13 protein-coding genes are annotated in these 12,637 nt (G+C 69.3%); 6 read left to right on the top strand and 7 right to left on the bottom strand.

The features are described 5' to 3' along the window. Positions 1 to 872 precede the first annotated feature (872 nt). The 6 genes from ACO0M4_RS02725 to ACO0M4_RS02700 are packed head-to-tail and all read left to right on the top strand — an operon-like array spanning position 873 to position 5,879. Positions 873 to 1,730, top strand: coding sequence for a 3-hydroxyacyl-CoA dehydrogenase family protein (locus tag ACO0M4_RS02725; protein ID WP_430371215.1), 858 nt, complete (start codon positions 873 to 875; stop codon positions 1,728 to 1,730). Next, positions 1,730 to 2,410, top strand: a complete 681-nt coding sequence (locus tag ACO0M4_RS02720) for an O-methyltransferase (protein ID WP_430367906.1) — start codon at positions 1,730 to 1,732, stop codon at positions 2,408 to 2,410. Before ACO0M4_RS02725 ends, ACO0M4_RS02720 begins: the two co-directional genes overlap by 1 nt. Beyond that, the gene (locus ACO0M4_RS02715; protein ID WP_430367904.1) at positions 2,407 to 2,688 is read left to right on the top strand and encodes an acyl carrier protein; all 282 of its coding nucleotides are present in this window, start codon (positions 2,407 to 2,409) and stop codon (positions 2,686 to 2,688) included. The genes ACO0M4_RS02720 and ACO0M4_RS02715 overlap by 4 nt, the downstream gene beginning before the upstream one ends. Then, positions 2,681 to 3,781: an acyl-CoA dehydrogenase family protein gene (locus ACO0M4_RS02710; RefSeq protein WP_430367902.1), complete on the top strand. Its 1,101-nt coding sequence runs from the start codon at positions 2,681 to 2,683 to the stop codon at positions 3,779 to 3,781. The genes ACO0M4_RS02715 and ACO0M4_RS02710 overlap by 8 nt, the downstream gene beginning before the upstream one ends. Further along, on the top strand, positions 3,778 to 4,743 hold the full coding sequence (locus ACO0M4_RS02705) for a 3-oxoacyl-[acyl-carrier-protein] synthase III C-terminal domain-containing protein (RefSeq protein ID WP_430367900.1): 966 nt from the start codon (positions 3,778 to 3,780) through the stop codon (positions 4,741 to 4,743). The genes ACO0M4_RS02710 and ACO0M4_RS02705 overlap by 4 nt, the downstream gene beginning before the upstream one ends. After that, positions 4,740 to 5,879: an HAD-IIIC family phosphatase gene (locus tag ACO0M4_RS02700; RefSeq protein WP_430371213.1), complete on the top strand. Its 1,140-nt coding sequence runs from the start codon at positions 4,740 to 4,742 to the stop codon at positions 5,877 to 5,879. The genes ACO0M4_RS02705 and ACO0M4_RS02700 overlap by 4 nt, the downstream gene beginning before the upstream one ends. A 95-nt stretch (positions 5,880 to 5,974) precedes the next feature. On the opposite strand, the gene ACO0M4_RS02695 is transcribed toward ACO0M4_RS02700, so the two are convergent. From ACO0M4_RS02695 to ACO0M4_RS02665, 7 genes are all read right to left on the bottom strand, one after another. Then, entirely contained in the window at positions 5,975 to 6,418 is a 444-nt protein-coding gene (locus ACO0M4_RS02695) for a DUF2550 domain-containing protein (RefSeq protein WP_100599786.1), read from the bottom strand. A gap of 142 nt (positions 6,419 to 6,560) precedes the next feature. Next, entirely contained in the window at positions 6,561 to 6,944 is a 384-nt protein-coding gene (locus tag ACO0M4_RS02690; protein ID WP_390014788.1) for a F0F1 ATP synthase subunit epsilon, read from the bottom strand. Between the two features lie 106 nt (positions 6,945 to 7,050). Next, a complete protein-coding gene (gene atpD, locus ACO0M4_RS02685; RefSeq protein WP_430367897.1) occupies positions 7,051 to 8,493 on the bottom strand; it encodes a F0F1 ATP synthase subunit beta in 1,443 nt (480 codons plus the stop codon). A gap of 3 nt (positions 8,494 to 8,496) precedes the next feature. Continuing rightward, positions 8,497 to 9,414, bottom strand: a complete 918-nt coding sequence (locus ACO0M4_RS02680) for a F0F1 ATP synthase subunit gamma (RefSeq protein ID WP_430367895.1) — start codon at positions 9,412 to 9,414, stop codon at positions 8,497 to 8,499. Positions 9,415 to 9,434: 20 nt separating this feature from the next. Next, positions 9,435 to 11,027 carry a F0F1 ATP synthase subunit alpha gene (gene atpA / locus ACO0M4_RS02675; protein WP_430367893.1) on the bottom strand — a complete coding sequence of 531 codons (1,593 nt, stop codon included), beginning with the start codon at positions 11,025 to 11,027 and terminating at the stop codon, positions 9,435 to 9,437. Between the two features lie 208 nt (positions 11,028 to 11,235). Further along, a complete protein-coding gene (locus tag ACO0M4_RS02670) occupies positions 11,236 to 12,051 on the bottom strand; it encodes a F0F1 ATP synthase subunit delta (protein WP_430367892.1) in 816 nt (271 codons plus the stop codon). After that, positions 12,048 to 12,614 carry a F0F1 ATP synthase subunit B gene (locus ACO0M4_RS02665; RefSeq protein WP_430367890.1) on the bottom strand — a complete coding sequence of 189 codons (567 nt, stop codon included), beginning with the start codon at positions 12,612 to 12,614 and terminating at the stop codon, positions 12,048 to 12,050. The genes ACO0M4_RS02670 and ACO0M4_RS02665 overlap by 4 nt, the downstream gene beginning before the upstream one ends. Positions 12,615 to 12,637 lie beyond the last annotated feature (23 nt).

Here is a 12,637-nt window from a genome sequence, read left to right as displayed (position 1 = left end):
AGACCTTCGTCTCGCCGGGGTGACATAGCTGAACGGATATCGCGACCGACCACCGCACCGCGCCGCGCCATCAGGCAGGGCAGCGCTCGGTAGACATTCGAATGAACACCAACGAAAACTTCAGGACTTGCCTCGCGGAACGCGACGCACGGGCCTGCTAAAAGGCCCTCGCATTGGCATGGGGAGAACTACCTACGGGCTTCTTCGCCAGCAGGGCCTGGACAGGCGGACTGCAGCAACCCAGCATCGACAACCCCCGTTGACACACTGACGTCAGCACGCAGGCGGAACGCTCTCGCCTGCTCCTCTGAGACGGGAACGTAACATCGATTCACAAGGGGTGGCAAGTGATTCGATCAAGGGACATCTCGACCGACTCCCGCTCCCACCTGGTGCGTTGTCGGGGCGCCGCAGGTCACGCCCACCGCGCCGGCAACGTCCCCGGGCATACTCCCGAAGTGCATCAGGCGGAACCAGCAGGCACTTTCCGGAACGAATGATTCCGACGCCGATCCAGAACAATCATGCTACGGTCCAGACTCCGGCGGATCTGAGTGGAGGGTTATGGCTTCGCATCGCAGACCCTCACGCATTACACCGATGTAATTCACGGAACGAAGCATTCCGGATTCCTCGACCGGCAGGTCCGCGCACTGGATTCGGCACCGAGCCGGGCCAGGGACACCGTTTCCCCACCCCGGTCTCCGTCCCCCGCGCCCGCCGCGGGCCACACCCCTGTCGACCCCGTGAAGACTTCGGCCCCTCCCGGGCCGCCACTTTCAATTTAAACAAAGCAAAAACCTCAACCTGTCGCCTGAGCAATGCAATTAATTGTGCTGTCAACCGCTAGGTAACGGAGGTATGCGGTGACAATGGAAGACCCGGCCGCGCGACTGGCCGTTCTGGGAGCCGGTGTCATGGGCGTCAGCATCACGACACTCGCCCTCGGCCAGGGCGTCCCGGTGCTCCTGGTCGAGACCGACCCGCAGAAGCGGGCGGGGGCCCGCGCCAGGATCGAGCGCGAGCTACGGATGGCCCACCTCATGGGGGCCCGTCCGGACGTTCCCCAGGGGCAGTTGGTGATCAGCGACTCGCTCGGCGACTGCCGCGACGTCGACGCGGTGATCGAAGCGGTCACCGAGGACGCCGGGCTGAAGGTCAAGGCACTGACCGAGGCCGGTGCGGCAACCAGCCCCGGCACCGCGCTGGTGACCAACACCTCCTCCATCCCGGTGGACGAACTCGCGTCCCAACTGCCGGACCCCGAACGGCTGGTCGGCGTCCACTTCATGAACCCCTCGTACCTGATCCGGACCGTCGAGGTCATCCGCGGTGCCCGCACCGGCGAGCAGACCGTGGCGGCCGTCCGGCGGGTGCTGGCGGCGCTCGACCGGCGCGGGGTCTTCGTCGGCGATGGCCCCGGCTTCGTCACCAGCCGGGTGCTGCACCGGATGATCAACGACGCGGCGCGGGTAGTCCAGGAGGGCCGGGCCACCGCCGAGGACGTGGACACCCTGATGCAGGACTGCCTGGGGCACCGCACCGGTCCCCTGCGCACCGCCGACCTGATCGGCCTGGACAACCTCGTGGACTCCCTGTGGGTCCTGCACCAGCGCACCGGCGACGAGGGGTGCCGCCCCTGCGACCTGCTGCTGCAGAAGGTGCGCGACGGCGAGCACGGCCGCAAGAACGGCCGCGGCTTCTACACCTACCCGGGCACGGTGACCTGATGGCCGATCAGCTCATCCTCGACGACCGGCTCAGGGACTACGTCCGGCAGGTGTCGTTGCGCGACGACGACGTCCTGCGCGACCTGCGCGCCGAGACCGAGGGCATGCCGATGCTCCAGGCGATGCTGGTGCTGCCCGAGGAGGCGCAGTTCCTCGCCCTCCTGGTCCGGCTGACCGGGGCCGCCAAGGTCCTGGAGGTGGGCACCTTCACCGGCTACAGCAGCCTGTGCATGGCCCGCGCCCTGCCGCCCCACGGCACGGTGGTCACCTGCGACAACAACGAGCGCTGGACCCGCATCGCCACCCGCTACTGGCAGCGGGCCGAGGTCGCCGACCGGATCGACCTGCGGCTCGGCGACGCGGCCGGGACCCTCGACGACCTCCTCGCGCACAGCGGCCCCGGCAGCTTCGACCTGGCCTTCGTCGACGCCGACAAGGCCAACTACCTCCACTACTACGAGCAGTCCCTGGCCCTGGTGCGGCCGGGCGGACTGCTCGTGCTGGACAACACGCTGTTCTTCGGCAGGGTCGTCGACCCGGCCGTGCAGGACCCGGACACCCTGGCCATCCGCGAACTCAACACCCGGCTGCGCGACGACGACCGCGTGGACATCTCGCTGCTCGCCGTGGCGGACGGCCTCACCCTCATTCACAAGAAGCCCGAGAGGAAGCCGAGATGAGCGAGTCGACCACAGAGCGCCGGTTCGTGGCGGAAGACGTCGAGACCGAGCTGAAGCAGTTCCTGGAGAAGAGCACCAAGACCAGCTGGGCGTCGGACACCGACCTGTTCGCCGACGGCGGCGTCTCCTCGATGTTCGCGATGGAACTGGTCGTGCACATCGAGCGGACCTTCGACCTCGCCATCGAAGGACCGGACCTGAAGATCGACAACTTCCGCACGGTGAACGACATGACCGCGCTCGTACTCCGCCTCACCGGGTCCGACGCCGGTGAGTGACGCCCTACCGGAACTGATCAGCGCGGAGGTCGGCGACCGGGCCGCCGCCTGGGACCTGGCCGGCACCATACCGGTGGAGGTGCTCCGCAGGCTCGGCGCGGCGGGCGCACTGTGCGCCGAGGTCCCCGCAGAGTACGGCGGCCCCGGCCTCTCCAGCCGCCGGAACGGCGAACTCACCGCCCACGCCGGCACGTTGTGCAGTTCACTGCGGAGCGTGATGACCTCCCAGGGCATGGCGGCCTGGACCATCCAGCGGTTCGGCACCCGCCGGCAGCGCGCCGAGGCACTGACCCGCCTCACCCGCGGCGATCTCGCCGCGGTGGCGTTCAGCGAACCGCAGGCCGGCAGCGACCTCTCGGCCATCGCCACCACGATCAAGGACGACGGCGACACGGTGGTCCTGAACGGCCACAAGGTCTGGTCCACCGCGGCCGGATACGCCGATCTGTTGGTGGTGTTCGGCCGCTACCAGGACGGCGCGGCCGCGGTACTGGTACCGGCCACCGCACCCGGCGTCACGGTGCGCCCGATCCCCCAGCCGCTGGGCTGCCGCGCGGCCGGCCACGCCGACGTGCTCCTAGCGGACGTCCGCCTGCCGGCCACCCAGGTGCTCTCGGGCACCAGCCAGTCACTCCCGCTGCTCACCACCCTCGCGCTCACCTACGGACGGATGTCGGTCGCCTGGGGCTGTGTCGGCATCATCCGCAGCTGTCTGCGCGCCGCCACCGCCCATGCCCGCGACCGGGAGCAGTTCGGCAAGCCCCTGGCCGAGCACCAGTTGGTCGCCCGGCACCTGGCCGAGCTGCTGGTCGCGGAGCAGACCGCGACCAGGGTGTGCGAACACGCCGCCGGCTGCTGGGACGACCGGTCCCCCGAGCTGAGCACCGCTGCGGTGCTCGCCAAGCACGTCGCCGCGGGCCATGCGGCCCGGTCCGCCGCCACCGCGGTGCAGGTCCTGGCCTCCGCGGGTTCGGTGGACGGCGAACCGGTGGCCCGGGCGTACCGGGACGCCAAGTTGATGCAGATCATCGAGGGCAGCGAGGAGATCTGCCAGCTCATCCTCGCCGAGCGAGCGCTGGAAGGGGCCGTATGAACGCCATCGGAATCGGGGCGGTGCACTGTCTGCTGCCGGACGAACGGGTACCCGTCGCGGACCTGCCCGAACTGGCCCGGCTGAGCGACGAGGAGCTGAAGTTCGCCGACCAGGCGGGCGTCAAAACGGTCGGGATCTTCCCGGACACCGAACCGACCGAACTCGCCGCCCGGGCCTGCCGGGAGCTCATGGCCACCCAGTCGGAGGTCCCCGACCTCCTGCTGCACATCGGGTCACGGGCACCGGACGTGCTGATCGGTTCGGACGCCGGGAAGATCGCCCATCTCGCCGGGCTGGACGGCACGTTCCCGTTCACGGTCGACGGTCTGGGCTGCGCCGGCTCCTCGGCCGCCTGGGGCCTGGGCCGGGACCTGCTCCTGGGCGACCCCACCCGCAAGAGCGTCCTGATCACCTACGGCAGCCGCCCGACCGCCGCCGACCGGGTCCGCCGACCGGTCACCGTGATCGGGGACGGCGCCTTCGCCATGACCCTGGTCCGAGGCGGCCGGCCGGTGCTGAAGGCGCACCGGATGGAGGTGGACAGCTCCTTCCACGACCTGTTCAAGGTGGACTACAAGCACCGGCCCTGGTCGCAGTGGCGCGAGGAGTGCACCGACAACGACCGCTACTCCTTCGAACTCGCCATGCACAGCCGCAACCGGCTCGGCAACCTGGTCGACCAGGTCCTCGCCGACGCGGGCCTGGGCAAGGACGACGTGGCCGCCGCGCTGATGCAGAACGTCACCGCCAGCGCCTACGACTTCTACCGCATCTCCCTGGGCCTGCCGATCCACCCCGTGTGCGCGACGCACCTGGCCGACTTCGGCCATCTCGGCCCGATGGACGTCGTCCTCAACCTGGACCGCCTGCTGGCCCGCGGCGAGTTGGACCCCGGCCAGCACGTCCTGGTGCTCAGCAACAGCCCCGTCGCGGCCTGGACCGTGACGCTGTGGGAAGTATGAACCCCGCCCCGGCAAAGGAGAACGAGCAAGTGACGGAACCGCCTGTCACCGTCAAGTGCCTGGTCTGGGACCTGGACAACACCCTGTGGCGCGGCACGCTGCTGGAGGACGACGACGTCGAGGTCCCCGACGCCCTGCGCGAGGTGATCGCCACACTCGACGCACGCGGCATCCTCCAGTCGATCGCCAGCCGCAACGACCACGACCAGGCATGGGAACGCCTGGAGAAGCTCGGGCTGGCCGAGTACTTCGTCCTGCCGCAGATCGGCTGGGGCGCGAAGTCCGCCTCGGTCCGCGCCCTCGCCGACGAGCTGAACTTCGCGCTGTCGACCATCGCCTTCATCGACGACCAGCCCGCCGAACGCGCGGAGGTGGCGTTCCACCACCCCGAGGTCCGCTGCTACCTCGCCGAGGACGCGGCGTCACTGCCGGACCGCCCGGAGTTCACCCCGGCCGTGGTCACCAGCGACGCCCGCCGCCGCCGGCAGATGTACCAGGCGGGCCTCCGCCGGGAGACCGAACGCGCCGAACACGCCGGCACCGACGAGGAGTTCCTGCGCTCCCTCGCCCTGGAGCTGACCATCGGCCGGGCCGGCGCCGAGGACATCTCCCGGGTCGGCGAACTGACCCTGCGCACCAGCCAGATGAACGCCACCGGGGTGCACTACTCCGAGCAGACCCTGCGCTCCCTGCTGGCCGACGAGCAGCACGAGGTGCTGGTCGCCTCGCTCACCGACCGGTTCGGCCCGCACGGCGCGATCGGGGTGATCCTGCTCGACCGGCGTCCCGACACCTGGCACATCAAGCTGCTCGCCACCTCGTGCCGGGTGGTGTCCTTCGGAGTGGGCGCGGCGCTGCTGCGCTGGATCACCGACGAGGCGGCACGGGCCGGCCAGTCCCTGACGGCCGCGTTCCGGCGTACCGAGCGCAACCGGATGATGGAGGTCGCCTACCGCTTCGCGGGCTTCCAGGAGGCCGAGGGCGCAACCGCCGGACCGCCACCGGGCGAGGAAGGCACCCAGGTCCTGTGCCTGGAGCCCACCCGGCAGGACCCGCCGTCCCACCTCAAGGTCGTCGCACCCCGGCTGTTCAGCCCCTCGCGCGACCTGACCCGCTGGGTTCCCGGCACGCACTGACCACACGGGCCGGACCGCGTTCGCGCCGCTGCCCGCCCGGCGGCGGCGCGAACGGCCGTCGGCCACCCGCACCCGTCCGGGACCGGTCCCGCGCCTCAGGCCACGTTGACCCGCTGCCCCGGCGGCGCCGCCTCCAACCAGGCCAGGAAGCCGGTGAGGGCGTCCTCGCTCATCGCCAGCTCGACGCGGGTTCCGCCCAGCGCACAGGCCAGCACGATGGAGTCGGAGAGCAGCGCGAGCTCCTCCTCGCCCTGGGGGGTGCGGCGCTCCAGCACCTCGATGGCGGAGCGCTCCAGCAGCCGGCGGGGCCGCGGCGCGTACGAGAACACCCGGAACCACTCGATCCGGTCACCGTTGTACCGCGCCACGCCGTAGATCCAGCCCTTGCCGCTGGGCTCGTCCTCCGGCACGTTCCACCGAAGGCTGCAGTCGAACGTCCCCCCGGAGCGCTGGATGAGCCTGCGCCGTAGCCCGAAGACGAACAGGCCCAGCAGCACCAGTACCACGACGATGCCGCTCACAAGCAGAGCGAGGACCATCTCGACCGACCTCCTCGCTTCGTTGGGTTACCCCCGGGTGGAGTCCGAAGGTAGGGAAACGCACCTGCATTGCCTCAGCCGCGGACCGCTCCGGAACTCCGGGCAGCCCGCGGCTGAGGATCGATCTCGTCGGTGACGGGGCTCAGTGAACGCCCGCCACCGCACGCAGCCGGACATCGGCGCGACGCTCGGCGGCCGCGTCGGCCTCCGACTTCGCTCGCTCCAGGGCCCGCTCCGCGCGCTGGACATCGATCTCGTCCGACAGCTCGGCCACCTCTGCGAGCAGCGACAGCTTGTTGTCGGCGAACGAGATGAAGCCGCCGTGCACCGCGGCGACGACGGTGCCGTCCCCGCTCTCACCGGTCGTGCGAATCGTCACCGGGCCCGACTGCAGCACGCCGAGCAGCGGCTGGTGTCCGGGCATGACGCCGATGTCGCCCGACGAGGTGCGCGCGACGACCAGGCTGGCCTCGCCGGACCAGATCTGACGGTCCGCGGCGACCAACTCGACGTGCAGCTCAGCCACGATGGCTCCTCGGGTCTCCACCTGCCTGGTGTGGCAGATGTTGGGTCAAATACTAGTCGTCGTACGGGCCGGAGGCGGCCAGGGCCGCCTCCGGGACCGAAGGGGGTCAGGAGACGCCCAGCTCCTTGGCGTTCTTCTTCAGGTCGTCGATACCGCCGCACATGAAGAAGGCCTGCTCCGGGAAGTGGTCGTACTCACCGTCGGCGATCGCGTTGAACGCGGCGATCGACTCCTCGAGCGAGACGTCCGAGCCGTCGACACCGGTGAACTGCTTGGCAGCGTGGGTGTTCTGCGACAGGAAGCGCTCGATACGACGGGCGCGGTGGACAATGAGCTTGTCCTCCTCGCCGAGCTCGTCGATACCCAGGATCGCGATGATGTCCTGCAGATCCTTGTACTTCTGCAGGATCGACTTCACGCGCGAGGCGCAGTCGTAGTGCTCCTGCGCGATGTACCGCGGGTCCAGGATGCGGGACGTCGAGTCCAGCGGGTCGACCGCCGGGTAGATGCCCTTCTCCGAGATCGGACGCGACAGCACGGTCGTGGCGTCGAGGTGCGCGAACGTGGTGGCCGGCGCCGGGTCGGTCAGGTCGTCCGCGGGGACGTAGATCGCCTGCATCGAGGTGATCGAGTGACCACGGGTCGAGGTGATGCGCTCCTGGAGGATGCCCATCTCGTCGGCCAGGTTCGGCTGGTAGCCCACCGCGGAGGGCATCCGGCCGAGCAGGGTCGAGACCTCGGAACCGGCCTGGGTGAAGCGGAAGATGTTGTCGATGAAGAACAGCACGTCCTGCTTCTTCACATCGCGGAAGTACTCCGCCATGGTCAGACCGGCCAGGGCCACCCGCAGACGGGTGCCCGGCGGCTCGTCCATCTGGCCGAAGACCAGCGCGGTCTTGTCCAGAACGCCGGCCTCCTCCATCTCGTCCATGAGGTCGTTGCCCTCACGGGTGCGCTCACCGACGCCGGCGAAGACGGAAACGCCCTCGTGCAGCTTCGCCACACGCATGATCATTTCCTGGATCAGAACGGTCTTGCCGACACCGGCACCACCGAACAGACCGATCTTGCCGCCCTTGACGTACGGGGTCAGCAGGTCAACGACCTTCAGGCCGGTCTCGAACATCTCGGTCTTCGACTCGAGCTGGTCGAACGCGGGCGCCTTGCGGTGGATCGCCCAACGCTCGGTGACCTGCGACGCGGCCTCCGGCTCGTTCAGGATCTCGCCGAGCGTGTTGAAGACCTTGCCCTGGGTGATGTCGCCGACCGGGACGGTGATGCCCGCGCCGGTGTTGACCACCGGGGCCTGGCGCACCAGACCGTCGGTGGGCTGCATCGAAATCGCACGGACCTGGCCTTCGCCCAGGTGCTGCGCGACCTCAAGGGTCAGCGTCCGCTTCTCGCCCGGGGTGGCCGGGTCGTCGACCTGCACGTGCAGGGCGTTGTAGATCTCCGGCAACGCGTCGACGGGGAACTCCACGTCGACGACCGGGCCGATGACCCGGGCGACGCGGCCCGTGGCAGCGGCCGTCTCAACAGTGGTGGTCATGTGTCAGTCACTCCCCGCGGTCGCGTCGGCCAGTGCGGCACTGCCGCCGACGATCTCGCTGATTTCCTGGGTGATTTCGGCCTGGCGGGCCGCGTTGGCAAGCCGCGAGAGCGACTTGATGATGTCTTCCGCGTTGTCGGTCGCCGACTTCATCGCGCGCCGCGTGGCGGCGTGCTTGGAGGCGGCGGCCTGCAGCAGTGCGTTGTAGATCCGCGACTCGACGTACCGCGGCAGCAGGGCGTCCAGGACGTCCTCGGCCGACGGCTCGAAGTCGAACAGCGGGAGGATCTCGCCCGTGGGCGTCTCCTCCGACTCCGCCGTCTTGTCGAGGCTGAGCGGCAGCAGACGGTCATCGAGCGCCGTCTGCGTCATCATCGAGATGAACTCGGTGAAGACGATGTGGAGTTCGTCCACGCCGCCCTCTGCGGTGTCCTGCTGGACGGCCGCGATGAGCGGTGCGCCGATCTTCTTCGCATCCGCGTACGTCGGGCTGTCGGTGAAGCCGGTCCACGCTTCCACGACCTTGCGCTCGCGGAAGTTGTAGTACGACACACCCTTGCGGCCGACGATGTAGACGTCGACCTCCTTGCCCTCGGCCTTGAGCCGCTCGGTGAGCTGGTCCGCGGCCTTGATGACGTTGGAGGAGTAGCCACCGGCCAGACCGCGGTCGCTCGTGATGAGCAACAGCGCGGCCCGGACGGGCTTCTCCGCCTCGGTCGTCAGCGGGTGCTGGGTGTTCGAGCCCGTGGCAACCGCCGTCACCGCGCGGGTCAGTTCACTCGCGTACGGCGTCGATGCCGCCACCTGGCGCTGCGCCTTGACGACGCGCGAGGCGGCGATCATCTCCATCGCCTTGGTGATCTTCTTGGTCGCGGTGACGGAACGGATGCGACGCTTGTAGACCCGGAGCTTGGCTCCCATGGATCAGGTCCCTTCCGTCGTCACTTGCCGGTGCCGGCCGGGGTGTCCTCGCCGAGCAGCTTGCCGTCCGAGGTCTCGAACTGCCGCTTGAAGCCGTCGATGACCTCGGAGACCGCACCGATGGTGTCGTCCGACATCTTCGCGCCCTCGCGGATGCTGGTCAGGAGGTCCTTCTTCTCCCGGTGGAGGTAGTCGAGGAGCTCCCGCTCGAAGCGGCGGACGTCCTCGACCGGGACGTCGTCCATCTTGCCGTTGGTACCGGCCCAGATGGAGACGACCTGGTCCTCGACCGAGTACGGGGCGTACTGGTCCTGCTTGAGCAGCTCGGTCATGCGCTTACCGCGCTCCAGCTGCGCCTTGGAGGCCGCGTCCAGGTCGGAACCGAAGGCGGCGAACGCCTCCAGCTCGCGGTACTGGGCGAGGTCCACGCGGAGCCGGCCGGAAACCTGGCGCATGGCCTTGTGCTGGGCGGAACCACCGACTCGGGAGACGGAGATACCGACGTTCAGCGCCGGACGCTGGTTGGCGTTGAACAGGTCCGACTCCAGGAAGCACTGGCCGTCGGTGATGGAGATGACGTTGGTCGGGATGAACGCCGACACGTCGTTCGCCTTGGTCTCGACGATCGGAAGACCGGTCATCGAGCCGGCGCCCATGTCGTCGGAGAGCTTGGCGCAGCGCTCCAGCAGACGCGAGTGCAGGTAGAAGACGTCACCCGGGTAGGCCTCACGGCCCGGCGGACGACGCAGCAGCAGGGACACGGCGCGGTAGGCGTCGGCCTGCTTCGAGAGGTCGTCGAAGACGATCAGGACGTGCTTGCCCTGGTACATCCAGTGCTGACCGATGGCCGAGCCGGTGTAGGGCGCCAGGTACTTGAAGCCCGCCGGGTCGGACGCCGGGGCGGCGACGATGGTCGTGTACTCCAGCGCACCGTTCTCCTCCAGCGCGCGGCGGACCGACGCGATGGTGGAGCCCTTCTGGCCGATGGCGACGTAGATGCAGCGGACCTGCTTCTTCGGGTCGCCGGAGCGCCAGTTGTCGCGCTGGTTGATGATCGTGTCGACGGCCAGGGCGGTCTTGCCGGTCTGGCGGTCACCGATGATCAGCTGACGCTGGCCACGGCCGATCGGCGTCATCGCGTCGACGCCCTTGTAGCCGGTGGCCATCGGCTCGTGGACGGACTTGCGCTGCATGACCGTGGGGGCCTGCAGCTCCAGCGCGCGGCGGCCGTCGGTCTCGATCTCGCCGAGGCCGTCGATCGGGTTGCCCAGCGGGTCGACGACGCGGCCGAGGTAGCCCTCGCCCACCGCGACCGAGAGCACCTCGCCGGTGCGCCGCACCGGCTGGCCCTGCTCGATGCCGCTGAACTCACCGAGGATGACCGCACCGATCTCGCGCTCTTCCAGGTTCAGCGCAAGACCGAGCGTGCCGTCCTCGAACTTCAGCAGTTCGTTCGCCATCGCCGAGGGCAGGCCCTCGACGTGCGCGATGCCGTCACCGGCATCGCTGACCGTGCCGACCTCTTCGCGCGAGGCCGCGTCCGGCTTGTACGCCTGGACGAAGTTCTCCAGCGCGTCCCGGATCTCCTCCGGCCGGATCGTGAGCTCCGCCATCTGGGTTCCCTGCTCTCCTTGTTGGGCCCGAAGTTACGTGCGGCTGTCCGGGGGCTCGTCCCCCGGAGTTCCGCTTACGGCCCAACTCGGGCCGCCGTCGTGCTTGTGCTGTTCCCCCGGGGCGTCGTCCGGACCGCGGCCGGACCTTTCGGTCCGGCGGGTCCGGTGTGCGGCCGCCGGGTGTGCAGCTCTTGAGTTGGTGGCTGGGTCAGCCGGCCATCCGCCGGGACACCTCGTCGAGGCGTTCCGCGATGGTCCCGTTGATGACCTCGTCGCCGATCCGGACCTGCACGCCGCCGAGGACTGAAGGGTCCACGTCGATGTTCAGGTGGATCTGCCGGCCGTACAGCTGGGTCAGGGCCGCGCCGAGGCGCTGCCGCTGTCCGTCGCTGAGCGGCGCCGCGGAGGTGACCACCGCGACCATCCGGTCCCGGCGAGCCGCCGCCAGCTTGGCGAGGGCGTCGAGCCCCGCCTCCAGGCTACGGCTCCGCGGCTGTGCGACAAGACGGATCATCAGTCGCTCGGTGACCGGGTTAGCCCGGCCGCCCAGCAGCGTGTGCAGCAGTTCCGTCTTGGCGGACGTCGTGGCCTTCCGGTCGGTCAGCGCACGACGGAGCTCACCGCTGGACGCGACGATCCGGCCGAACCGGAACAGCTCGTCCTCGACGTCGTCCAGTCGGTCGACCCGCTGGGCCGCGACGAGGTCCGCGCTGTAGGCCAGCTCCTCGATCGCGTCCGGCAGGTCGCGCGAGCGCGACCAGCGGGCCTTGACCATGCCGGTGACCAGGTCGAGGGTGGCCTCGCCGACCTGACCGCCGAGCAGCCGCCGGGCCAGTTCGGCCCGCGCCTCGCCGGCCTGCGCCGGGTCGGTGAGGACCCGACGCAACGACACCTCGCGGTCGAGCAGAGCGGTGACGGCAGCCAGCTCCTCGGCGAGGTTCGCCGCGTCGACGGACGTGTTGTCCGTCAGCGCGTTGAACTGCTCGCGTGCGGAAGCGAGTGCCTCGCGGCTCGCTCCATTCATCGGCTGGCCTCAGCCTTCGTCGCGTCCGACGCCGCCTTCGCCTCAAGCTCGTCGAGGAAGCGGTCGATGGTCCGGCTCTGCCGGGCGTGGTCCGCAAGGGACTCGCCGACGAGCTTGCCGGCCAGTTCGGTGGCGAGGGTGCCCACGTCCTGGCGCAGCGACTGGGCGGCTGCCTTACGGTCCGCCTCGATCTGGGCGTGGCCCGCAGCGATGATCTCCTCACGCTGCCGCTGGCCCTCGGCGCGCATCTCAGCGATGAGAGTCGCGCCCTGCTCCTGCGCCTCCTGGCGCAGACGCGCGGCCTCGTGGCGGGCGTCGGCGAGCTGGGCCCGGTAGTCCGCGAGAACCTGCTGGGCCTCGGCCTGAGTCGCCTCGGCATCCTCGATCCGGCCTTCGATCTGCGCCCGACGCTCGTCCAGAACCTTGTTGATGTTCGGGAGGAGCTTCTTGGCGAGGAAGCCGAAGACGATGAAGAAAGCGATCAGGCCGATGACCAGCTCTGGAATCGGCGGGACCAGGGGGTTCTCAGGAACCTCCACCGCCAAGTTGACCAGGGCGTTCACATCAGTGCCTTCCGTCTGAATGG

It is taken from the genome of Streptomyces sp. RGM 3693, from assembly GCF_050471125.1.
Taxonomy (GTDB): Bacteria; Actinomycetota; Actinomycetes; order Streptomycetales; family Streptomycetaceae; genus Streptomyces.
The sequence above is the reverse complement of the archived record's forward strand: the minus strand, read 5'-3'. Positions and strand labels throughout refer to the sequence as shown.

Coding starts and splice junctions, on each gene's coding strand:
- ACO0M4_RS02720 (WP_430367906.1), top strand. CDS start 1,730: ATGGCCGATCAGCTCATCCTCGACGACCGGCTCAGGGACTACGTCCGG.
- ACO0M4_RS02695 (WP_100599786.1), bottom strand. CDS start 6,418: ATGGTCCTCGCTCTGCTTGTGAGCGGCATCGTCGTGGTACTGGTGCTG.
- ACO0M4_RS02705 (WP_430367900.1), top strand. CDS start 3,778: ATGAACGCCATCGGAATCGGGGCGGTGCACTGTCTGCTGCCGGACGAA.
- atpA (WP_430367893.1), bottom strand. CDS start 11,027: ATGGCGGAGCTCACGATCCGGCCGGAGGAGATCCGGGACGCGCTGGAG.
- ACO0M4_RS02725 (WP_430371215.1), top strand. CDS start 873: ATGGAAGACCCGGCCGCGCGACTGGCCGTTCTGGGAGCCGGTGTCATG.
- atpD (WP_430367897.1), bottom strand. CDS start 8,493: ATGACCACCACTGTTGAGACGGCCGCTGCCACGGGCCGCGTCGCCCGG.
- ACO0M4_RS02715 (WP_430367904.1), top strand. CDS start 2,407: ATGAGCGAGTCGACCACAGAGCGCCGGTTCGTGGCGGAAGACGTCGAG.
- ACO0M4_RS02680 (WP_430367895.1), bottom strand. CDS start 9,414: ATGGGAGCCAAGCTCCGGGTCTACAAGCGTCGCATCCGTTCCGTCACC.
- ACO0M4_RS02700 (WP_430371213.1), top strand. CDS start 4,740: ATGAACCCCGCCCCGGCAAAGGAGAACGAGCAAGTGACGGAACCGCCT.
- ACO0M4_RS02670 (WP_430367892.1), bottom strand. CDS start 12,051: ATGAATGGAGCGAGCCGCGAGGCACTCGCTTCCGCACGCGAGCAGTTC.